This window comes from Rhizobium sp. RSm-3 (assembly GCF_001854685.1).
Lineage (GTDB): Bacteria > Pseudomonadota > Alphaproteobacteria > Rhizobiales > Rhizobiaceae > Rhizobium > Rhizobium ecuadorense.
In genome coordinates this window covers 167,868-190,241 of record NZ_MAWZ01000035.1, presented here as the reverse complement: position 1 = coordinate 190,241, position 22,374 = coordinate 167,868, and the positions used below count along the sequence as shown (strand labels likewise).

At 61.6% G+C, this 22,374-nt stretch carries 22 protein-coding genes; 11 read left to right on the top strand and 11 right to left on the bottom strand.

Annotated elements, in window-relative coordinates; all coding sequences use genetic code 11:
- Positions 1–9: 9 nt before the first annotated feature.
- From rfbC to rfbA, 4 genes are read left to right on the top strand one after another with little or no spacing between them, the layout of a single operon-like run.
- Positions 10–588, top strand: a complete 579-nt coding sequence (gene rfbC, locus BBJ66_RS23810) for a dTDP-4-dehydrorhamnose 3,5-epimerase (RefSeq protein WP_071090323.1) — start codon at positions 10–12, stop codon at positions 586–588.
- Between the two features lie 6 nt (positions 589–594).
- Positions 595–1,650, top strand: coding sequence for a dTDP-glucose 4,6-dehydratase (gene rfbB / locus BBJ66_RS23805; RefSeq protein WP_071090320.1), 1,056 nt, complete (start codon positions 595–597; stop codon positions 1,648–1,650).
- 1 nt (position 1,651) lies between these two features.
- Positions 1,652–2,539: a dTDP-4-dehydrorhamnose reductase gene (rfbD, locus tag BBJ66_RS23800; protein WP_071090317.1), complete on the top strand. Its 888-nt coding sequence runs from the start codon at positions 1,652–1,654 to the stop codon at positions 2,537–2,539.
- 10 nt (positions 2,540–2,549) lie between these two features.
- Positions 2,550–3,419: a glucose-1-phosphate thymidylyltransferase RfbA gene (rfbA, locus tag BBJ66_RS23795; protein WP_071090314.1), complete on the top strand. Its 870-nt coding sequence runs from the start codon at positions 2,550–2,552 to the stop codon at positions 3,417–3,419.
- A 46-nt stretch (positions 3,420–3,465) separates the two neighbouring features.
- On the opposite strand, the gene BBJ66_RS23790 is transcribed toward rfbA, so the two are convergent.
- The 7 genes from BBJ66_RS23790 to BBJ66_RS23760 all read right to left on the bottom strand — a co-directional run bounded on the left by BBJ66_RS23790 (position 3,466) and on the right by BBJ66_RS23760 (position 10,036).
- The gene (locus BBJ66_RS23790) at positions 3,466–4,077 is read right to left on the bottom strand and encodes a riboflavin synthase (RefSeq protein WP_071090311.1); all 612 of its coding nucleotides are present in this window, start codon (positions 4,075–4,077) and stop codon (positions 3,466–3,468) included.
- Entirely contained in the window at positions 4,077–5,204 is a 1,128-nt protein-coding gene (gene ribD, locus BBJ66_RS23785; RefSeq protein WP_071090308.1) for a bifunctional diaminohydroxyphosphoribosylaminopyrimidine deaminase/5-amino-6-(5-phosphoribosylamino)uracil reductase RibD, read from the bottom strand. The genes BBJ66_RS23790 and ribD overlap by 1 nt, the downstream gene beginning before the upstream one ends.
- Before the next feature lie 3 nt (positions 5,205–5,207).
- Positions 5,208–5,684 (bottom strand): transcriptional regulator NrdR, encoded by a 477-nt coding sequence (gene nrdR, locus BBJ66_RS23780; protein ID WP_003547190.1) that lies wholly within the window; start codon positions 5,682–5,684, stop codon positions 5,208–5,210.
- Positions 5,685–5,693: 9 nt separating this feature from the next.
- Positions 5,694–6,992 (bottom strand): serine hydroxymethyltransferase, encoded by a 1,299-nt coding sequence (gene glyA, locus BBJ66_RS23775; protein ID WP_049733980.1) that lies wholly within the window; start codon positions 6,990–6,992, stop codon positions 5,694–5,696.
- A gap of 217 nt (positions 6,993–7,209) precedes the next feature.
- Complete coding sequence (locus tag BBJ66_RS23770; RefSeq protein WP_049733979.1) at positions 7,210–8,511, bottom strand: L,D-transpeptidase family protein; 1,302 nt, start codon at positions 8,509–8,511, stop codon at positions 7,210–7,212.
- A gap of 442 nt (positions 8,512–8,953) precedes the next feature.
- Positions 8,954–9,469 carry a transcriptional regulator LdtR gene (gene ldtR, locus BBJ66_RS23765; protein ID WP_003574072.1) on the bottom strand — a complete coding sequence of 172 codons (516 nt, stop codon included), beginning with the start codon at positions 9,467–9,469 and terminating at the stop codon, positions 8,954–8,956.
- 129 nt (positions 9,470–9,598) lie between these two features.
- A complete protein-coding gene (locus BBJ66_RS23760; protein WP_049733978.1) occupies positions 9,599–10,036 on the bottom strand; it encodes a DUF6163 family protein in 438 nt (145 codons plus the stop codon).
- A gap of 131 nt (positions 10,037–10,167) precedes the next feature.
- On the opposite strand from BBJ66_RS23760, the gene hemB reads away from it, so the two are divergent.
- The 5 genes from hemB (at position 10,168) to BBJ66_RS23735 (ending at position 13,965) form a co-directional block, all read left to right on the top strand.
- Entirely contained in the window at positions 10,168–11,181 is a 1,014-nt protein-coding gene (gene hemB / locus BBJ66_RS23755) for a porphobilinogen synthase (protein WP_071090305.1), read from the top strand.
- A gap of 180 nt (positions 11,182–11,361) precedes the next feature.
- Positions 11,362–11,820: an RDD family protein gene (locus BBJ66_RS23750; RefSeq protein WP_003574079.1), complete on the top strand. Its 459-nt coding sequence runs from the start codon at positions 11,362–11,364 to the stop codon at positions 11,818–11,820.
- A 205-nt stretch (positions 11,821–12,025) separates the two neighbouring features.
- A complete protein-coding gene (locus BBJ66_RS23745; protein ID WP_049733976.1) occupies positions 12,026–12,802 on the top strand; it encodes an arginyltransferase in 777 nt (258 codons plus the stop codon).
- A complete protein-coding gene (locus tag BBJ66_RS23740; RefSeq protein ID WP_071090302.1) occupies positions 12,802–13,686 on the top strand; it encodes a DMT family transporter in 885 nt (294 codons plus the stop codon). Before BBJ66_RS23745 ends, BBJ66_RS23740 begins: the two co-directional genes overlap by 1 nt.
- A gap of 57 nt (positions 13,687–13,743) precedes the next feature.
- Positions 13,744–13,965, top strand: coding sequence for an AbrB/MazE/SpoVT family DNA-binding domain-containing protein (locus tag BBJ66_RS23735; protein WP_071090590.1), 222 nt, complete (start codon positions 13,744–13,746; stop codon positions 13,963–13,965).
- Positions 13,966–14,046: 81 nt separating this feature from the next.
- Here the strand turns inward: BBJ66_RS23735 and BBJ66_RS23730 are convergent, their stop codons facing one another.
- On the bottom strand, positions 14,047–14,505 hold the full coding sequence (locus BBJ66_RS23730; protein WP_049733974.1) for an SRPBCC family protein: 459 nt from the start codon (positions 14,503–14,505) through the stop codon (positions 14,047–14,049).
- 193 nt (positions 14,506–14,698) lie between these two features.
- The gene (parC, locus tag BBJ66_RS23725) at positions 14,699–16,954 is read right to left on the bottom strand and encodes a DNA topoisomerase IV subunit A (protein ID WP_071090299.1); all 2,256 of its coding nucleotides are present in this window, start codon (positions 16,952–16,954) and stop codon (positions 14,699–14,701) included.
- A gap of 234 nt (positions 16,955–17,188) precedes the next feature.
- Between parC and BBJ66_RS23720 the strand changes: the two genes are divergently transcribed.
- Positions 17,189–18,376 (top strand): hypothetical protein, encoded by a 1,188-nt coding sequence (locus BBJ66_RS23720; protein ID WP_071090296.1) that lies wholly within the window; start codon positions 17,189–17,191, stop codon positions 18,374–18,376.
- An 87-nt stretch (positions 18,377–18,463) separates the two neighbouring features.
- On the opposite strand, the gene BBJ66_RS23715 is transcribed toward BBJ66_RS23720, so the two are convergent.
- Complete coding sequence (locus BBJ66_RS23715; protein ID WP_083335611.1) at positions 18,464–19,105, bottom strand: TetR/AcrR family transcriptional regulator; 642 nt, start codon at positions 19,103–19,105, stop codon at positions 18,464–18,466.
- A 66-nt stretch (positions 19,106–19,171) separates the two neighbouring features.
- On the opposite strand from BBJ66_RS23715, the gene BBJ66_RS23710 reads away from it, so the two are divergent.
- Positions 19,172–20,341 (top strand): serine hydrolase domain-containing protein, encoded by a 1,170-nt coding sequence (locus BBJ66_RS23710; protein ID WP_071090293.1) that lies wholly within the window; start codon positions 19,172–19,174, stop codon positions 20,339–20,341.
- A gap of 106 nt (positions 20,342–20,447) precedes the next feature.
- On the opposite strand, the gene aspS is transcribed toward BBJ66_RS23710, so the two are convergent.
- Entirely contained in the window at positions 20,448–22,238 is a 1,791-nt protein-coding gene (aspS, locus tag BBJ66_RS23705; RefSeq protein ID WP_049733970.1) for an aspartate--tRNA ligase, read from the bottom strand.
- Positions 22,239–22,374 lie beyond the last annotated feature (136 nt).

Below are 22,374 nucleotides of genomic sequence, written 5' to 3'. Positions count from 1 at the left end.
AGGTACGTCATGCGCATTGAGACCGCGGCCATCGAGGGCATCGTTGCAATCACCCCGCCACGCTTCGGCGATCACCGCGGCTACTTTTCCGAGGTCTTCAAGGATGCCTGGTTCCGGGAAAATGTGGCCGACGTCACATTCATCCAGGACAATGAATCGCTCTCGGCGCAGGCCGGCACCGTCCGCGGGCTGCATTTCCAGATCCCACCCTTCGCACAGGGCAAGCTGGTGCGCTGCCTTGCCGGCCGGATCATGGATGTCGTCGTCGATATCCGCGTGGGATCACCGAGCTTCGGCAAATGGCTCTCTCAGGAGCTCTCGCCGGAGACCGGCATGCAGCTCTGGATACCGGCCGGTTTCGCACACGGTTTCGCAACGATCGAGCCGAACAGCGTCATCAGCTACAAGGTAACCGCGCCCTACAGCCCGCAGCATGATCGGGGCATCGCATGGAACGATCCGGCGATCGGCATTCGCTGGCCCTTCGATGAGAGAGAGATGGTATCATCAGACAAGGACAAGACACTGCCGCGGCTCGCCGATCTGCCAGGCCATTTTTCCTATACAACACAGCAACCCCAGGATTGATCGACGATGCGCATACTGGTCACGGGCGGAGCGGGTTTCATCGGATCGGCATTGGTGCGCCATCTCGTCAGCGAGATCGGCGCCGAGGTGCTGAATGTCGACACGCTGACCTATGCCGGCAATCTGGAATCGCTGAAATCCGTCGAAGTGGCGCCGAATTATCAATTCCTGCGCGCCGACATCTGCGACAGCGCCGGGATGCAGGAAGCATTCGCGTCCTTCCGTCCGGACATTGTCATGCATCTCGCGGCAGAGAGCCATGTCGACCGCTCGATCTCGGGCGCGGCCGATTTCATTCAGACCAATATCGTCGGAACATTCAGCCTGCTGGATGCCGCACGGCACTATTGGGATGGGCTTGACGCTCGCCGCAAGAGCGCCTTCCGCTTTCTGCATGTCTCGACGGACGAGGTCTACGGCTCGCTCGGCGACGAAGGCCTCTTCGAGGAGACGACGCCTTACGATCCGTCCTCGCCCTACTCCGCCTCCAAGGCTGCGAGCGACCATCTGGCGATCGCCTGGCACCGCACCTACGGCCTGCCCGTCGTCGTCTCCAATTGCTCCAACAATTACGGCCCGTTCCATTTCCCGGAAAAGCTCATTCCGCTGATGATCCTGAACGCACTGGAGGGTAAGCCTCTTCCGGTTTACGGCAATGGCGTGAATGTCCGCGACTGGCTCTATGTCGAAGACCACGCCCGCGCGCTCTTCACGATCGCATCCAGAGGGCGCCCTGGCGAAAAATACAATGTGGGCGGCCGCAATGAGCGCAGGAATATCGATGTCGTTCATCGCATCTGCGCTATTCTCGACGGCGTCTACAGTGACAAGGCACCGCATGCGCGTCTGATCACCAATGTCACGGACCGCCCCGGACACGACGCACGCTATGCGATCGATGCCTCGAAACTGGAAGGCGAACTCGGCTGGAAGGCGCAAGAGACCTTCGAAACCGGCATCGAGAAGACCGTGCACTGGTATTTGGAAAACGAATGGTGGTGGAGGCCGCTGCGCGAAAAAGTCTACTCCGGCGAACGCCTCGGCGTTGTCAAGGGGCGATAGGATGCGCATTGCCGTCACCGGCAAACAGGGCCAGGTCGTTCAGTCGCTGCTCAGACGCGGCGGCGAAACGGGCGTCGAAATCAGCGCGGTCGGGCGCCCGGAAATGGACCTCGCGAATCCTGCAAGCATCGCAGCCGCCTTCTCGGCCCTGCGCCCGGATGTGATCGTCTCGGCCGCCGCCTATACGGCGGTCGACAAGGCCGAGAGCGAAGCCGAGCTTGTTTTTGCCGTCAACGCAGCGGGTGCCGGGGCGGTTGCCGAGGCTGCCGCGCGGATCGGGGTCCCGGTCATCCACATCTCGACCGACTACGTCTTCAGCGGCGACAAGGCCTCCCCCTATTCCGAAGAGGATGCGACGGCGCCGATCTCCGTCTACGGACGCTCAAAGCTCGCTGGCGAGACGGCCGTCGCGGCGGCGAACCCGAACCACGTCATCTTGCGCACCGCCTGGGTCTACTCGCCCTTTGGCACCAATTTCCTGAAAACCATGCTGCGGCTTGCCGAGACGCGCGATCATCTTCGCGTTGTCGCCGATCAGACAGGATGCCCGACTTCGGCACTCGACATCGCCGACGCGATTCTTGCGATCGCAACCCGTGTTGCAGCGGACCCCGCGCCATCACTCCGCGGCACCTTTCACCTGACCGGCAGCGGCGAAGCAAGCTGGGCCGATTTCGCCGAAGAGATATTCGCGGAGCTTTCTAAATCCGGCGGCAAAAACGTCGGCGTCGAGCGCATCCCGACGGCGGACTATCCGACACCGGCGAAGCGTCCCGCCAATTCCCGTCTCAACGGCGACAAGCTCGCCAGGACATATGGAATCCGGCTCCCCGAGTGGAAGCAGTCTATGACAATTGTCATGCAAGACCTTTTGAACAAGGGTCTTTAAGGAGATGGGCATGAAGGGCATTATTCTCGCCGGCGGCACCGGCACGCGTCTGCATCCGATCACGCAGGCGATCTCGAAACAGTTGATGCCGGTCTACGACAAGCCGATGATCTACTATCCGCTGACGACGCTCATGCTCGCCGGCATCAGGGAGTTGATGATCATCACCACGCCTCACGACGTCGAAGCCTTCAAGCGCCTTCTCGGCGACGGCTCGCAATGGGGAATTTCGCTGAGCTATGCCGTACAGGCGAGCCCGGACGGTCTCGCCCAGGCCTTCATCATCGGCGCCGACTTCGTGCATGGCGACAGCTCGGCACTCGTTCTCGGCGACAATATCTTCTACGGGCACGGACTGCCGGAAATCATGAAATCCGGCACGGGTCGGCGGGAAGGCGCGACGGTGTTCGCCTATCACGTCACCGATCCGGAACGCTATGGCGTCGTCGGCTTTGATGAAAAGATGAATGCGCTGTCGATCGAAGAGAAACCGAAAGAGCCGAAATCGAACTGGGCGGTGACCGGCCTCTATTTCTACGACCAGCAGGTGGTCGATATCGCCGCCAATCTGAAGCCGTCACCGCGCGGCGAATTGGAAATCACCGATGTCAACCGCACCTATCTCGAACGCGGCCAGCTTTTCGTGGAACTGATGGGCCGGGGCTATGCCTGGCTCGACACCGGCACGCCTGATAGCCTGCACGATGCCGCCGCTTTCGTCAGCACGCTGGAAAAACGCCAGGGCTTCAAGATCGCCTGCCCCGAAGAAGTCGCCTGGCGCATGGGCTACATCTCGCAGGGCGACCTCGCCAAGCTCGCGGAGAAGCTCGGCAAAAGTGCCTACGGCCAGTATCTGAGGAAGCTATCCCCGGATTGGTGAGATATCTGGCCGACGCGCCCCCTGGAAACCGGTACAGGTTTTCGATTCAGGCGCTCGGGAATTCGGCCAGCCGGGCGGCGTAACGCGCCATGGTGTCGACTTCGAAATTGACGAAATCACCGGCCTTGCGCTCTCCCCAGGTGGTGACCTCGAGCGTGTGGCGGATGAGCAGGACGTCGAAATCCGTGCCGTCGACCGCGTTGACGGTCAGCGAGGTGCCGTCAAGCGCGATCGATCCCTTGGGGGCGACGAATTTCGCCAAATGTTCAGGCGCCCGCAGGCGGTAACGGGTGGCGTCGCCCTCCGATGTTACCGAGAGGATTTCCGCCTTGCCGTCGACATGGCCGGAAACGATGTGGCCGCCGAGTTCATCGCCGATTTTCAGCGACCGTTCGAGATTGATGCGGCTGCCTTCCCGCCAGGTGCCGATCGTCGTCAGCCGCAGCGCCTCTTCCCAGGCCTCGACCTCGAACCAGCGGCCGTTGCTGCCTTCGTCAGGAAGCGCGGTGACGGTGAGACAAATTCCGGCATGCGAGATCGAGGCGCCCATGTCGATCGTCGTGGGATCATAGGCGGTGGCGACCCGCAGCCGGATGCCTTCCTTCAGCGGGGAAACGGATTCGACCGTGCCGACATCCGTGACTATTCCGGTAAACATCAAAGCCCTCTTTCGTATTCGTCCAGGCGATCTTCGCCGAACATCTGCGTGCCCGTATGGACAAAACCCGATGGTATGTCGGTTATCTCAAGCGGCGATTCAATACCGCCCTCGCCGATCACGACAGGCGCCTGGTAAAGCTGGATGCGATCGACGAGGCCAGCCTCGAGGAAAAGCCGCGCCGTCTTGGCGCCGCCTTCGACCAGAAGCGAGGAAATACCACGTGTTGCCAAGGCCGGCAGCAGGATTTCCGGATGATAGGGATTGCAGTAGACGATCTCGACACCGGCGGCTTCGAGAGCGGTGCGGCGGGATTCGAGGTCCGAGCGAGTGGGCGGGGCACCCCCCTCTGACCCTGACGGCGAAATCTCCTCACTCGCCACCACGATGACAGGCACCTCCCGCGCGGTCGCAACCAGCTTGCTGGTCAGCGGCAAGGCCAGCAACGGATCGAGCACGATGCGGATTGGCGACTGCGCCTCCAGACCTGGTGTCCGCACCGTCAGCAGCGGATCATCCGATATCGCCGTGCCGATGCCGACGAGGATCGCGTCGGTTTCGGCGCGCAGCGCCTGAACCTCGGCGCGGGCCTCCGGGCCGGTGATCGCCACCTGTCCCGCCCCCTCGCGGCCAATCATGCCGTCGGCGGAAACGGCAAGTTTGAGAGTCACATAAGGCCGGTTCTTCGTCTGGCGGGTGAGGTAGCCGGCCAGTGAACGCCGGCCTTCCGCCTCCAACACGCCGGCATCCACCTCAATGCCGGCTTCCCGCAGCATGGCGATCCCGCGGCCGGAGACGCGCGGATCGGGATCGGTGACGCTGATGACGACGCGGGCCACGCCAGAGGCGATCAGCGCCTCGGAGCAGGGCGGCGTCTTGCCGTGATGCGAGCAGGGTTCGAGCGTCACATAGGCGGTGGCGCCGCGGGAAAGTTCTCCTGCCTCGGCGAGCGCCTGCGTCTCGGCATGCGGGCGGCCGCCGACGGCGGTGATCGCCTGGCCGACGACGACGCCGTCCTTGACGATCAGGCAGCCGACGGACGGGTTGGTGGCGGTGCGGCCGAGATGCCGGCGCGACAGGCGGATCGCCGCCGCCATGAAACTCTCGTCATGCGGCGTGACGCTCATGGCTCACCTGTCCAGCGGGTCGCGGGCGATCTTGGCGTTGATTTCGGAAATGACCTTCTCGAAATCCTCGGCAAGCGAGAAATCCCGATAGACCGAGGCGTAGCGCACGAAGCCGACATCGTCGAGGCTCTTCATGGCTTCGAGCACCTGCAGCCCGATCTGCTCGGAAGAGATTTCGGTCTCGCCGGAGCTTTCAAGCCGGCGGACGATGCCGGAGACGGCACGCTCGATGCGGTCACGCTCGACAGGCCGTTTGCGCAGCGCCACTTCGAAGGAGCGTACCAGTTTGTCGCGATCGAAGGGCACCTTGCGGCCAGTCTTCTTGATGACCATCAGCTCGCGCAGCTGCACGCGCTCGAAGGTCGTAAAGCGGCCGCCGCAATCCGGACAGATACGCCGCCGGCGGATGGACGTGTTGTCCTCCGCCGGGCGCGAATCTTTGACCTGAGTATCTTCCGAACCGCAATAGGGGCAGCGCATCGCTACTCCTTATCCCATGTAGTCATACATTGGGAAGCGGTCTGTGAGGTTGACCACCTTGCCGCGCACGGCGGCTTCGACGGCGGCATTGCCTTCATCCGAGTTGGCGACCTTCAGGCCGTCGAGAACCTCGACGATGAGATTGCCGATTTCGCGGAATTCGGCTTCCTTGAAGCCGCGGGTCGTGCCGGCCGGCGCGCCGAGGCGCACGCCGGAGGTGACGAAGGGCTTTTCCGGGTCGAAGGGAATGCCGTTCTTGTTGCAGGTGACGTAGGCGCGGCCGAGAGCTGCCTCGGCGCGCTTGCCGGTGGCGTTCTTCTTGCGCAGGTCGACCAGCATCAGATGGTTGTCGGTGCCGCCGGAGACGACATCGAGGCCACCAGCGATCAGCGTTTCGGCCAGCGCCTTGGCGTTCTTGACGACCTGAGCGGCGTAGTCCTTGAATTCCGGCTGCAGCGCCTCACCGAAGGCGACGGCCTTGGCGGCGATGATGTGCATCAGCGGACCACCCTGCAGGCCCGGGAAGACGGCCGAATTGAACTTCTTGGCCAGATCCTCCTCATTGGTGAGGATGACGCCGCCGCGCGGGCCGCGCAGCGACTTGTGGGTCGTGGTCGTCGCGACATGGCAATGCGGGAACGGCGACGGATGCTGGCCACCGGCAACGAGGCCGGCGATGTGAGCCATGTCGACCATCAGATAGGCGCCGACCGAGTCGGCGATTTCGCGGAAACGCTTCCAGTCCCAGATGCGGGAATAGGCGGTACCGCCGGCGATGATGAGCTTCGGCTTGTGCTCTTCGGCCTTGCGGGCGACGTCATCCATGTCGAGCAGGTTGTCGCCTTCGCGCACGCCGTAGGAGACGACGTTGAACCACTTGCCGGACATGTTGACCGGCGAACCATGGGTGAGGTGGCCGCCTGAATTCAGGTCGAGACCCATGAAGGTGTCGCCCGGCTGCAGCAGCGCCAGGAACACGGCCTGGTTCATCTGCGAGCCGGAATTCGGCTGGACGTTGGCGAAATTCACACCGAACAGCTTCTTGGCGCGCTCGATCGCCAGCTCCTCGGCGATATCGACGAACTGGCAGCCGCCGTAATAACGCTTGCCGGGATAACCCTCGGCATATTTGTTGGTCATGATGGAGCCCTGGGCTTCCAGCACGGCGCGGGAGACGATGTTCTCGGAAGCGATCAGTTCGATCTCGTGCCGTTGGCGACCGAGTTCCTTTCCGATCGCGCCGAAAATCTCAGGATCGACGTCCGCAAGCGAGCGATTGAAGAAGGATTCGGTGGAAGCATTGGTCATGGGCGGGCTCCTCAACTGGAATGCGCTGAGGTATTATCCTTCCCCTGTGGCAAGGGCAATACGAAGAACGACATTTGCTGAGCAAAGCGCGCGCTCCCATCATTTTGCGACAGCGCGGCACCGGTAATTGAGAACTACGTTACCGAGCGCCCCCCCAGGGCATAAAAAAACCGCGCCGGGAAGGCGCGGTTTGAAGATGCGATGCACACGTCGCCGCTTATTGGACCGGCTGTTCCATGCCGGCCGTGGTATCGAGCGCCAGCTCGGCATTGCCGTCCATCTGGTAAATGTCGTCGCGGAACTGGACGATGCCGTCGGGCATGCCCCAGGCGGAGATGTAGACGAAATAGACCGGAACTTCCGTGCCGAGTTTGATCGGCGTGTTGACGCCGGTTGCGATCACCTGCTCCATCTGCTGGCGGTTCCAGCCGGGGGTCTCGCGCAAGAGCCAGTTCGACAAGTCGCGCACGTTCTGGACGCGGACGCAGCCAGAGGATTCGAAGCGCATCAGCTTGTTGAACAGGCCCTGCTGCGGCGTGTCGTGCATGTACTCGCCGTTCTTGTTGTAGAAATTGATCTTCGTCGAGGCCATAGCGTTGGTCTTGCCGGGGTCCTGGCGGAACATCAGGTTCGGCGCCTCGCCGTTCCAGTCGATGGTCTCGGGGGCAACTTCGTTGCCCTTGCCGTCGATCAGGCGGATGGCGTTCTTTTCGAGATAGGTCGGATCCTTGCGCATCAGCGGCATGATATCCTTTTCGACGATCGAGCGCGGCGAGGTCCAGTAGGGGTTGAGGATGACCTCGTAGATCTTCGAATTGACGAGATGTGTCGGACGGCTGAGACGGCCGACAACCGCGGTGTGGCGCGTCGCGACAGTGCCATCCTCGACAGCCTCGACATAGGCAGCCGGGATGTTGACCATCACGTGGCGGCGGCCGAGATCCTCGGGGAACGTCTGCAAGCGGATGATGTTGGTGTTCAGCTGCTGCAGGCGGACATCGGCGGGGATATTCATCGCCTTCAGCGTGAATTCGCCGAGCACACCATCGGACGGCAGGCCGTGGCGGGCCTGGAAGCGCTTGACGGCGCCGTCGACATAGGAATCGAAGGCACTCGACATGCCGGCCTCGCGCGGCAGGTCGCCGGTGATCGCCAGGCGCTGGCGCAGCGCCTGGACTGCGGGATGGCTGACGCCGAGCTGCAGCTTCTGGTCACCGGGATTGACTTCAGGCCAGCCGCCGGCAGCCGCGATCTGCTGATACTGCATGACCGCCTGCTGGGCGCTGGCGAGCGATTGGGGACCAAGGATCGGCGTGTTGGAAACGACGGCGCTTGCCGTGCGCGAAGCCGCCTTGGCGTCAAACTGGTCGTCCCAGTTGCCGCGGCGCGGCGCATTGATCAGCGTATCGATCGCCGATTGCGCGAAGGCCGGCGCGGCAATCGCGCTTACGCCAACCGTTGCCGCGGACGCAAGGAAAGCGCGGCGCGAGAGAGCTTCATTTCCGTTTTTCTTCGACATAGTCCCAACCACTGAATGCGGCGATAAAGAGAAGCCGCGGCTCTTTGCGATATCACTGCGCCTTAGCGCAGATCTCTGTGCATTTGTTGTCCCGGCACATCAAAACTTTCCGCTTGCCCCATCACAAGTTTGCGATGCGACAGCCTGACAATTTTGATCGGTCCATTGAAAGCGCCGGTTGTTAAGCCTTCCGCTGCCACACCAATATGGCCAATTCGTGTTGCCGGGCTGGAAGACAGTCTGCCGGCTAACGGAAACACGACACAACGAACCATATGACGGGCTAAACCGTGCCGGTTAATAACGGCTAAAAAACGGCTTGGATACGGGAGATAATGCTTGGGCCGCCTTGCGTTGCAAAGATGCCACGCAGTGCCAACGGCAAAACCGGACGCGCAGGGACACGTCCGGTTTTCTGCAACCCTGATGGAGGTCAGTGGTCTTAGAGGCGATACATGATCGAGTCGTTCCAGAAGCGGTCGAGGCGCTGGAGCAGCTTGTTCATCTGGGTGAACTCGTCGGTGCCGATGCCGCCGACCTTGTCGATCGAGGTGATGTGGCGTTCGTAGAGTTTGGCGACCGTTTCGGCGATGTCCTGGCCGGTTTCGGTCAGGCTGATGCGGACCGAGCGGCGGTCGATGCGCGAGCGCTGGTGGTTGATGAAGCCGAGGTCGACCAGCTTCTTGACGTTGTAGGAAACGTTGGAGCCGAGATAGTAACCGCGAGAGCGCAGCTCGCCGGCGGTCAGCTCGGAATTGCCGATGTTGAAAAGGAGCAGCGCCTGGATGGCGTTGACGTCGCTGCGGCCCTGACGGTCGAACTCGTCCTTGATGACGTCGAGAAGACGACGGTGAAGACGTTCAACAAGATGAAGGGATTCCATGTAAAGATCACGGATGCCCTGGTCCTGCTGGTCACGGAAATTCGATACCGCCTGCGGCTTGATTTTCGTATTCATATTGACTGCCTCACTGTTTGTTTGGCGGTGTCGTTTTCTTCCCGCCTTGAGTGAGACCCTATCGAATACATATAAAATTCGACTTAAACCGCAGGCTTAACGGAGCCTTACTGGAAACCCCACGTTGTCTCAGGGTAAATCAACACTTACCTGGCGGCGGTGGCGGCGCTTTTCCAGCCAGAGCAGCAGGCGGAAAATCCAGTAGACCACGGCGACGATCAGATGCAGCAGGATGATCAGCTTGTTGGGGCCGAAAATATCCGGCAGCAGGCCATACATCAGGATTTGTCCGCCGGCGGCCAGCACCCAGATGACCGGCCCCCAGGAGACGGTCAGCCAGAGGCCGAGGGAAGCGACGGGAAAAAGCACGGCAAGACTGGTGCTCGCCACCTTCCACGGCAAGCTCAAAAGATCGAAGCGGCCGGCGCCGACCAGCGAATAGCCGACGAGCATCGCCCAATATTGCAGGCCGAACCAGAAGCAGGATACGGCCACCAGTCTCAGGAAGAGAATGAAGAGAATGTCGGCCAGTGTGCGTTTCGGTATCGTCGGGGAATCGGTTTCCATGGCGCAAACATCGGTTGGGGATCGTATCGTTACAAGCAGTTTTTCCGCCGCGGCCAATCGCCCGGTTTGGATTTTCAAGGCGCCATGATAATGAGCGCTCCGATAAATGGAATGGGCTCGGGATCAATATCATGCAGGACAGGACGCATCTCGTCGACGACATCACCGGCCATCGCCGCATGCGCCGCAACCGCAAGGCGGACTGGACGCGCCGGCTGGTGCAGGAAAACCGGCTGACGGTCGACGACCTGATCTGGCCGATCTTCATCGTGCCGGGTTCCGGCATCGTCGATCCGATCCAGGCCATGCCCGGCGTCAACCGCATGAGCATCGACAAGGCTGTCGAAGCGGCGCGCGAAGCGGCCGGCCTCGGCATTCCGGCTCTCGCCACCTTTCCGAATATCGAGATGGAACTGCGCGACGAGACCGGCTCGAACAGCCTCGAAGCCAACAATCTGATCAATCAGGCGACAGCGGCGATCAAGAAGGCGGTGCCGAACATCGGCGTCATCACCGATGTGGCGCTCGATCCCTTCACCAGCCATGGCCATGACGGCATCTTGAGAGACGGCGAGATCGTCAACGACGAGACGGTCGATCAGGTGGCGCGCGCCGCGGTGATGCAGGCGGATGCCGGCGCTGACATCATTGCGCCGTCGGAGATGATGGACGGACGCATCGGCGCGATCCGCATGGCGCTCGATGCCGCCGGCCACCAGGGCGTCGGCATCATGAGCTATGCGACGAAATTCGCCTCCGCCTTCTATGGCCCCTATCGCGAGGCGATCTCGACCGGCGGGCTGCTGAAAGGCGACAAGAAGACCTATTATATCGACCCGGCCAACGGCACCGAGGCGATCCGCGATGCGGCCCTCGACGTCGAGGAAGGCGCCGACATGCTGATGGTCAAGCCCGGCCTGCCCTATCTCGATATCTGCTGGCGGATGAAGGAAGCCTTCGGCCTGCCGACGTTCGCCTACCAGGTTTCCGGCGAATATTCGCAGATCAAGGCGGCGGCGATGAACGGCTGGATCGACGGCGAGCGGGCGATGCTCGAAACGCTGCTGTCGTTCAAGCGGGCGGGATGCGACGGCATCCTCACCTATTTCGCGGTCGAAGTGGCGAAAATCCTCAGCAAACGGTGATTGCGAGCATGATGCCGAAAAGTGTATGCGGTTTTCGGGTGACGTCGTGCTCTATTTCTTCGATTTAGATGCCGATGTTTCAGGCCGATCCCGCCTGAAACATCCGCATCCAGGAAGAATTATTGTATTTTGTCCTGCCGATACCATATCAGCGGCATCGCTTTTCCGCAGGAGATTGAGATGAGCTACAACCCCAATCCGCTTTATGCCGCACCGGAGGACTGGCGCGCCTATAGCGGCGTGTTGAGCCGCCGTGTCTTCGCCTTCATCCTCGATTATCTTATCGTGCTGCTGCTCTGCATCCCCGCCGGGATCGTGCTGTTCTTTCTGTCGATCGTCACGCTCGGGCTCGGCTTCCTGCTCTACCCTGCCCTCTTCGTCATCGTCGCCGGCATCTATTTCGGCCTGACCGTCGGCGGGCGGAGCCAGGCCTCGCTCGGCATGCGCGCGATGGGCATCGCCATCGTGCGCGTCGACGGCCGGCCGATGGACTTCCTGACGGCGATCGTGCATCTGGCGCTGTTCTGGATCCTCAACTCGGTGCTGACGCCGCTCATTCTGCTTGCCGGCCTGTTCACCGAGCGCAGCCGTCTCATCCACGACCTGCTGGTCGGGACAGCGACGGTTCGCACGGCCTGAACGTTGGACCGAAACCGCGGCTAAACCCTTAAGCGGAGACGAAATAAAGTCTCCGCTTTCTCTTTGCCCGGGGGCGCCGGCGCTCCATATCTAAAATTAGAAGACCGAAATGAAGGGCGAGAACCGCCCCGCTGTTGACGTTTTTTATTCTTAGGTCATGCTGTCAAGAAACAGCACAGTCTCGACAAGGAAATTTCCGCGACAGATGAATACGCAGACAACGCCATCCCCGCAGTTTTATCTGACGGCTCCGGCTGCGTGTCCGTATCTGCCGCATGAGATGGAGCGTAAGGTATTCACCCATCTGGTCGGCCCGCGCGCCGCCGAGATGAACGACATCCTGACCCAGGGCGGTTTCCGCCGCTCGCAGAATATCGCCTACCGCCCAGCCTGCGAATCCTGTCGCGCCTGCGTTTCCGTGCGTATTCTCGCCCAGGAATTCGAGCCGACGAAATCGATGAAGCGGGTGCTTGCCGCCAATTCCGACGTCATCGCCACCGAATTCACCGCCCAGCCTTCCAGCGAGCAATATTCGCTTTTCCGGCGCTATCTCGATTATCGCCACCAGCAGGGCGGCATGTCCGACATGACCGTGCTCGACTATGCGATCATGGTCGAGGACACCCATGTGAACACGCGAATCGTCGAGTATCGCCGGCGTGAAGAAGGCTCCGGGCTGGAGCAGCGGCCGAAAGGCGAACTGCTTGCCGCCGCGCTGACCGACACGATGAGCGACGGGCTGTCGATGGTCTATTCCTACTTCAATCCCGATATCGAGCGGCGATCACTCGGCACCTTCATGATTCTCGACCATGTCAGGCGCACGAAAGCGCTCGGCCTGCCGCATGTCTACCTCGGCTACTGGGTTCAAGGGTCGCGAAAGATGGACTACAAGACACGCTTCCAGCCACAGGAGCATCTGACCCCGCGCGGCTGGGAACGTTTCGATCCCTCATCCATGCCTCAAAGCCCCCACGACTAATGTTCCCCACCGCTCTTTCCGATCATCGGAAGGGCCTGCTGCTGACGGCGATCGGCGGGCTGGCGCTTTCCATGGACATCCCGCTCGTCCGCCTGGGCGGCGGGGACGTCTGGTCGATCCTGGGAATACGAAGCGCAGCCACGGTTCTCGCCACGCTCGTCATCCTTGGCGCAATGCGCCTTGCCTCGGGCAAATGGCCAATCCTCGTTCCGGGGCGGCCCGGCTTGCTCGCCGGTCTGCTCTACGGCCTCTCCTCCCTCACCTTCGTGCTCGCGATCTTCAACACGACCACGGCCAATGTCGTCTTCATTGTCGCCTTCAACCCGATGTTCGGGGCGCTTCTTTCTTGGATTTTCCTCAAGGAGAAGCCGCAGGCCGCAACGCTGATCGCCATGTTCTTCATGATCCTCGGCGTCGGACTGATCGTGCGCGAAGGGCTTTCCAGCGGGCATTTTTTCGGCGATGCCATGGCGCTTCTCAGCGCGCTTATTCTTGCCGCAGCCATCACGATCGGGCGTGCCTCGCGCCGGGAAATGGGCTTCGTGCCGCTGCTAGCCGCCATCCTGCCGGCCGCGCTCGGTCTCGCGCAAGCTCTGCCCTCAGGGCTTTCCATCGCCCATCCCGGCTGGATCCTCTTGAATGGCGCCATCGTGATGCCCGTCGCCTTCTGGTGCCTTGCGACCGGGCCGCGTTACCTCTCCGCCCCTGAAGTCGGCATGTTCTACCTGCTTGAAACCGTGCTCGCTCCGATCTGGGTCTGGCTGATCTTTTCGGAAACGCCGGCGACGATGACACTCGTCGGCGGCGGCATCCTGGTGGCGGCGATCGCCGGGCATTGCTTCTGGATGGTGCGGGGAAGCAGGATCAGGCCATTGGCGGAATAGGCGTTGTCGCCTGCTTACCACCAGGGGATACTCCGTTCTGACACAGAGGACGAAGCGATGAACGTTGCAATCCGCAAGATCGGTCATTCCGAGGGGATTATTATCCCTAAGGAAGTTCTGGCCCGTCTTGGATTGAAGACGGGTGATTCACTGGAACTGAAGCTGCAAAACGGCGGCATCAATATGAAGCCGGTCAATGAGAATTTCCCTCGTCAGCTGGAAGCGGCACGAAATTTCGTAGACAAGTACAAGGTCGCGTTGAAAAAGCTGGCGGAATAAAGCGGTTCAAATTTCATCGAAAGGCGGGGCCGCTTCAAAGTCTTGACGCGACCCGCTTCCTCCGCGATTTCAGCGTACCGCTCAGCCCGTAGGCTTCAGCTGCTGCTGTTCCAGCTCGCGGCCAAGTCCTTCGACCACGTGCGCCCAGCCTTGCCGGGTCTTCTCCTCATGTTCGGCCCATTCGGCGCACATTTCGTGGGTCAGCGTCAGGCGGCTGCCGCCGGCGAGAGGCTCGATGTCGATTTCGACGCGGTCGCAATTGTGGTCGTGGTCCTCGACGGAAAAGCTGAAGACCATGCGCTGCGGGCGCTTCAGCTCCAGGAAGACGCCCTGGTGAAAGGCGTCGCCGGTGGGGCGGCGGTCGACGATGAAGAAACGGCCGCCGACATGCGGATCGATATCGGCGCGGATGACATGACCGTCATCGGTGGCAAACAGGAAGCGGCGGGCGATTTCAGGGTTGAGCCAGGCGTCGTACACGACAGCAGGCGGCACCCTGTAGGTGTGGCTGACATGCAATTTGATGGTGCTGGCGGGCATCGATTTTCCTCCGGTAACGGCGCCTTCTCCAAGCGCACGAGCCATAGCCGTTCCATCCGCCCGCGGACCGGCCTTCTCTTCTTTTGGGTAACAGCAATGAGATAGAGAAGTTCCAGCGCCCGCCAAGAGACGGGCGCGGAATTTTTATGCCTGTCGTTATCCCCGAACCGCTACACACGGCCGGACGAATGCCTTAGCCGGCGAATTTACCGCTGCGCGGAAAGCCCTTCGGCACGGTGCGGCCGGCGGTGGCGCGGTCGGACAGCCATTCGGCGAGCTCGTCCTTGTTCTTCGTGAAGGTGCGGCCGGCGCTGTCTTCCCAGACGAGGCCGTCCGATATCGCGAAGCAGCGGACGTCGGAAATGCCGCCATCTTTGTAGCGCTGCAGACGCACGCCCTTGCCGCGCGACATTTCCGGCACCTGCGCTAAGGGAAAGACCAGCAGCTTGCGGTTTTCGCCGACGACGGCGACATGATCGCCGCTGACAGTCACGAGCAGTTGCGTCTCCTCGGGCAGCGCCACGTTCATGATCTGCTTGCCCTTGCGGGTATTGGCGACCAGCTCGACCTCCGGAACGACGAAGCCATTGCCGGCTGTGGAGACGATCAGCTGCTTGCGCGAGGGATCGTGGACGAAGGCGGTCAGCACTGCCTGGTCGTTATCCATGTCGACGATGATGCGCAGCGGCTCGCCGTGGCCGCGGCCGCCCGGCAGCTTGTCGCCGCCAAGCGTGAAGGCCTTGCCGCCTGTGGTGACGATCAGGATCTTGTCCGTCGTCTGCGCCGGGAAGGCCACCTTCAGACCATCGCCTTCCTTGAAGGTCAGCGTCGCGGTGTCGGCAATATGGCCCTTCAGCGCGCGGATCCAGCCCTTTTCGGATATGACGACAGTGATCGGCTCCTTCTCGATCATCGCCTGCTGGATGGCTTCCTCGTCGGCTTCAGGCGCGTCGGCAAACTGGGTGCGGCGGCGGCCGACCTCGGTCGCCTTGGCGAATTTCTTCTTCACCTCGCCGATTTCCCAGGCGACCGTCTGCCACTGCTTGTCGTCGGAGGCAAGCAGCGCTTCGATCTCGCCCTTTTCCTTGGTGAGTTCGTCGAATTCCTTGCGGATCTCGAACTCTTCGAGCTTGCGCAAGGCGCGCAGCCGCATGTTGAGGATCGCCTCGACCTGAATATCGGTGAGATCCCAGCGCGCCATCATCACAGGCTTCGGCTCATCCTCCTCGCGGATGATCCTGATCACCTCGTCGATGTTGAGATAAGCGATCAGCAGGCCACCGAGGATTTCGAGGCGCCTTTCGATCGCCGCCAAGCGGAAGCGCGAGCGGCGCTGCAGCACCTCGCGGCGGTGATCCAGCCACTCCTTCAGCACTTCGTTCAGCGCCATGACCCGCGGGATGCGGCCCATGGAGAGCACGTTCATGTTCAGCGGGAAGCGGCTTTCCAGCTCCGTCAGCTTGAACATCGATTCCATCAGGATCGTCGGATCGACGCTGCGGGTCTTCGGCACCAGGACGACACGGATGTCCTCGGCCGATTCGTCGCGGATGTCTTCCAGAAGCGGCAGCTTGCGGGCAATCAGCAGCTCGGCGATCTTTTCGATCAGCCGCGACTTCTGCACCTGGAAGGGAATTTCGGTGATGACAATCTGGTAGCCGCCGCGGCCGAGATCCTCGGTCTGCCATTTCGCCCGCACGCGGAAACCGCCGCGGCCGGTGCGGTAGCTCTCGATGATGCTGTCGCGGCTGTCGATGATGATGCCGCCTGTGGGGAAATCCGGGCCGGGAATGAATTCGACGAGCTTTTCGACCGTCGCATCCGGATGTTTGATCAGATGCAGCGCGGCGTCACAAAGCTCGTGGGCATTGTGCGACGGGATCGAGGTCGCCATGCCGACGGCAATTCCGGAAGAGCCGTTGGCGAGCAGGTTCGGGAAGGCGCCGGGAAGGACGGTCGGCTCGGAATTCGATTCATCGTAGGTGTCGCGGAAATCGACGGCATCCTGATCGATGCCTTCGAGCAGCAATTCGGAGACTGCCGTCATCTTCGATTCGGTGTAACGCATGGCGGCGGGGCTGTCGCCGTCGATATTGCCGAAATTGCCCTGGCCGTTGACTAGCGTGTAGCGCTGCGAGAAGTCCTGGGCGAGACGGGCAAGCGCGTCATAGATCGACTGGTCGCCGTGCGGATGGTAGTTACCCATCACCTCGCCGACGATCTTGGCGCATTTCCTGAAGGCCGATGTCGGCCTCAGCCCCATCTCGTTCATCGCGTAGACGATGCGGCGATGGACGGGCTTCAGCCCGTCGCGCACGTCAGGCAGAGCGCGGTGCATGATGGTCGACAGCGCATAGGCGAGATAGCGCTGTTCGAGCGCCGCCTTGAGGTCGACCGGTTGGATGTTGTCGTCGTCTCCGCCGGAAGGCGGCAAAATCTCTTGTCCCATAGGTTCTGACTAGCCCAGAAGTGGCTGGCGGGCAAGGAATCCAGGCCATTGCAGCTGTGGATGAAGTCTTGGCACCGACATCAAAGGATGAGACAAACGTGCGGCCGCAATTTGGACTTCGTTTGCCGTTCCTTTCAACGGAAATTTAGAAGTCCGCAAATATAAAGCAGGCCCAATCCGTAGTAGCGTAACTGCAGATTTCCAACCGCCACACGCCACCAGAGGAATCACCCCATGAACATTTACCGGACAACGCGGCTGATGCTGTCGGGCGCCGCCTTTTTCTCGCTCGCCGGCTCGGCTTTCGCTCTCGACGGCACCGATCTCTTGAAGAAGATCAATGCCGCCTATGCCGCCCAGGGTGGGACGATTGCGGCTGAAAGCGTCGATATCGACGGCACGACCGTCACGTTGAAGAATGTGACCGTCAAGCCGACCGGCAGCGAAAGCCTGCCCATCGGCGAAATCACGCTTTCCGGCGTCGAAGAAGACGAGGATGGCGGCTATTACATCGAGGAAGCGGCCTTCCCCGACATCAACAAGACGCAGGACGGCGTCACCGTGACGGCGCAGGAGCTGACGCTCGGCGGCATCTCCGTGCCGGCAACGCCGGGCGGCGACACGCTCGACACCATGATGCTCTACGAAACCGCGCATATTGGCCCGGTGAAGGTGGTCAAGGACGGTGCGGAAGTGTTCTCGCTGCTCGAAAGCAACATGAACCTGACGCTGCGCGAAGACGAATCGGGCTTCGATTTCGACGGCGCCTTCAAAAGCATGAAGGCCGATCTCACCAAGACCGAGGATGCGCAGAGCAAGGATGCGATCGAAAAGCTCGCCCTGCAGCATGTCCAGGGCGACATCACCATGAAGGGCGCTTGGGAACTCGCCCCCGGCACGGTCGACATTTCGGAATTGGCCTTCGACTTCACCAACGTCGGCAAGCTGAACCTCGGCTTCAAGATTTCGGGCTACACGATGGCCTTCATGAAATCGATGCAGGATGCGATGAAGGAATCCGAAACCAACCCGAACAAGGAGCAGTCGCAGCAGGCGCTCGGCCTCGCCATGCTCGGCCTGATGCAGCAGCTTTCCTTCGAGGCGGCGCAGGTGCGTTTCGACGATGCCTCGATCACCAAGCGCGCGCTTGATTATGCCGGCTCGCAGCAGAACATGTCGGGCAAGCAGATGGCGGATTCGCTGAAGGCGATGACGCCGATCATGCTGGCGCAGCTCAACATCCCGGAACTGCAGAACGCAGTTTCGGCTGCCGTCAACACCTTCCTCGACGACCCGAAGAGCCTGACCGTCAAGGCCGCCCCTGAAAAGCCGGTGCCGTTCCCGACGATCGTCGGCGCCGCCATGGGCGCTCCGAACACGCTGCCGCAGGTGCTCGGCGTCAAGGTTTCGGCCAACGACTGATCGCTTCAATGTGACGACGAAAGGCCCGGCAGCGTGTGACTGACCCCATTAGCTGGTGTCAGCCACGATCTGCCGGGCCTTTCCGTTTCAGATGCGGTGGCGGGCGACTTCGGCAATGGCGAAGCTTGCAATCTCAAGCAATTCCTCAAGCGATGCGCCGTCCCTCGCCTGCACCGACATGCCCTGGACGATCGCGCCGAGGAACCGCGCCAGTGCCCGAGGGTTCGTCTCGGCTCTGATGTCGCCCTCGCGGATGCCGCGCTCGATCCTTTCCGCATAGGCCTCCAGCGACCGACGGCGCAGCGCCGCGACATGGTCGGCAATAACCTCGTTCTCGCTGGCGCAGTTCAGCACAGCCGTCGAGATCATGCAGCCTTTCGGATGTTCCGGCGCCGAAAATCGCGCGGCCGAGCCCCGCAATATCCGCTCGAAGGCGGCGACGGTATCGATCGGCTCGCCGAGCGCGGACGAGGTATCGGCGCCCAGCGCTCGATATTGCTCCAGCGCCGCACGATAGAGATCGGCTTTCGAATTGAATGCGGCATAGAGGCTTTGCGGCGTGATGCCCATGGCCGCCGTCAGATCGGCGATCGAGGCGCCCTCGTATCCATGCGCCCAGAAGGTCTCGCGGGCGGCCGACAGAACCGTCTCACGGTCGAAGGCCGGGGGGCGGCCACGGCGGCGAGCGGAAGGATTCTTTACGTCGGTACTATTTTTCACAGTGATCACTCTAGAAATACGAGGCGGCTTGCTATATTCAGGAACGGTCATTGTGATTATAGAAGGTTTAATCTGATGAGTCTTCCCCTCGAAAAGACAGAGGCCGACAGGCATTCATCCCTTGGCGCGGCTATTGACGCGGCAATCACACATGCGCTCGACGAAAAGCGGTTGGTCGGCACGGTCGTGCTCGTCGCCCGCGACGGAGACATCATCCACCGCCGCGCAGCCGGCCTTGCCGACCGCGAAAACGGCCTGGCAATGCGCGAGAATACGATCTTCAGGCTTGCCTCCATCACCAAGCCTATCGTCACCATCGCCGCGATGCGGCTCGTCGAGCAGGCAAGGATAGGCCTCGACGACGCGGTGACCAGATGGCTGCCGGAATTCCGGCCAAAGCTGTCCGACGGCAGCGAAGCCACCATTCGCATCCGCCACCTGCTGACCCATACGTCAGGCCTCGGCTACAGCTTCTCCGAAGAGGACGGCGGCCCCTATATCAACGCCGGCATATCCGACGGCCTCGACCAGCCGGGACTGCGGCTCGCCGAAAATCTCAAGCGGATCGCCAGCGTGCCGCTGCGTTTCGCGCCAGGCAGCGACTGGCAATATTCCCTTGCCATGGATGTTCTCGGCGGCATCATCGAGGCGGAAACCGGCGTGCAGTTGGCTGAGGCCGTTGCCGAACTGGTGACAAGACCGCTCGGGCTTGCCGACACGGCCTTTTCGGTTCGCGACCGAAGGCGGCTCGCCGCCGCCTATATGGACGCTTCGCCGGAACCAGTGCTCATGGGTGAGAATGCAACGGTGATGTCGCTGATGGGTCCTATCCGCTTCGCGCCGAACCGCATCTTCGAACCCGCCTCCTATCATTCGGGCGGTGCCGGCATGGCGGGCACGGCAGCTGACGTCCTCGCCGTTCTCGAAACCATACGGAGAGGCGGCGCACCGCTGCTCTCCAGCGAAACCGTACGGATGATGACGACCGATCAGGCCGGCGGCCTTCGCCAGCAGCACGAACCCGGCTCCGGTTTCGGCGTCGGCTGGTCTGTCATCACCGATCCTGCTGAAGCTGGCGTCCCCTTCCCCAGTGGCACGTTGAAATGGGGCGGCGTCTACGGCCATAGCTGGTTCATCGATCCGGTGAACCAGCTCACCGTCGTCGCCCTGACGAACACGACGCTGGAGGGCATGTGGGGTAAGTTCACGCTCGATCTGCGCGAGGCGATCTACGCGGCCTTGTGAACGACAGCAAAAAGCCCGACGATTTGAACTGCACCCGAAAGTTGGGCACCAACTTTCGGGGCAGTTCAGAGGTCGCCCGGCTTCTTTAGGTTCAAATCAGACGAACTCAGTCCTTCTTGACCGGCGGGATCGGCCGGATCGAGAGTTCGCGCAGTTGCGTCGGCGTTGCCGGGCTCGGCGCACCCATCAGCAGATCCTGGGCCTGCTGGTTCATCGGGAAGAGCGAGATTTCGCGCAGGTTCTTCGCGCCGACGAGCAGCATGACGATACGGTCGATGCCGAAGGCAGCGCCGCCATGCGGCGGTGCGCCGTACTGGAAGGCGCGGTAGAGGCCGCCGAAACGATCCTCGACGTCCTGCTGGCTGAGACCGACCTTCTCGAAGGCGGCGACCATGGTTTCCGGCGACTGGTTGCGGATCGAGCCCGAGGCGATTTCGAAGCCGTTGCAGACGGCATCGTACTGGAAAGCCTTGATCGTCAGGGGATCCTGGTTCTGCAGCGCGTCAAGGCCGCCCTGCGGCATCGAGAACGGGTTGTGCGCGAAGTCGACCTTCTTCTCTTCCTCGCTCCACTCGAAGAAGGGGAAGTCGACGATCCAGCACAGCTCGAAGCGGTCGCGGTCGACGAGGTTCAATTCTTCGCCGGCCTTGGTGCGGGCCTCGCCAGCAAACTTGTAGAATTTTTCCGGCTCGCCGGCGACGAAGAAGCAGGCGTCGCCATCGCCGAGACCGAGCTGGGCGCGGATCGCATCGGTGCGCTCCTCGCCGATGTTCTTGGCAAGGGGGCCTGCGCCTTCGAGCTTGTCGTTCTCGCTGCGCCAGAAAATGTAGCCGAGGCCCGGCTGGCCCTGACTCTGCGCCCAGGCGTTCATGCGGTCGCAGAAGGCGCGCGAGCCACCGGTCTTTGCCGGGATCGCCCAGATCTGCACCTTCGGGTTGGAGGCGATCATGCCGGCGAAGACCTTGAAGCCGGAGCCGGCGAAATGCTCGGTCACCGCTTCCATGACGATCGGGTTGCGCAGGTCCGGCTTGTCCGAACCATATTTGCGGATCGCCTCATCATAGGGGATGCGCGGCCATTCCTTGGTGACCGGCTTGCCTTCGGCAAACTCCTCGAACACGCTTGTCATCAGCGGGCCCATTGTGTCCCAGACGTCCTCCTGGGTGACGAAGCTCATTTCGAGGTCGAGCTGGTAGAATTCGCCCGGCAGGCGGTCGGCGCGCGGGTCTTCGTCACGGAAGCACGGCGCGATCTGGAAGTAGCGGTCGAAGCCGGCAACCATCAGCAGCTGCTTGTACTGCTGCGGTGCCTGCGGCAGCGCGTAGAAGGTGCCGGGATGGATGCGCGAGGGCACGAGGAAGTCGCGCGCGCCTTCCGGCGAGGAGGCCGTCAGGATCGGCGTGCTATATTCGGTGAAGCCGACATCGCCCATTTCGCGGCGCATCGCCGAGATCACCTGAGTGCGCTTGACGATGTTCCGGTGCAGCGTTTCGCGGCGAAGATCGAGGAAACGATACTTGAGGCGGACATCCTCGGGATAATCCGGCTCGCCGAAAACCGGCAGCGGCAATTCCTTGGCGGCGGAGAGCACTTCGATCTCCTGGGCGTAGAGTTCGATCTCGCCGGTTGCCATCGTCTTGTTGACGGTGTCTTCGGTGCGAGCCTTGACCAGGCCGTCGATACGGATCACCCATTCGCCGCGCACGGTCTCGGCCATCTTGAAGGCCGGGCTGTCCGGATCTGCGACGACCTGGGTGATACCATAATGGTCGCGAAGGTCGATAAAGAGAACGCCGCCATGGTCGCGGACGCGATGGACCCAGCCGGAGATACGGACGGTCGAGCCGACATCCGTCTTGCGGAGGGCGGCGCATGTGTGGCTGCGATAGCGATGCATGATCTCAAATCCTGGAATGTGGCTTAAGACGGCAGCAAGGGTTCAAAGACCCTCAAGCGCCGACAAGAAAATCGGGCGGAAAAGCGCATGGACGCTCCGATTTGTCAAGGCTTGGCGCGCGCCGCCCGCGCGTTTG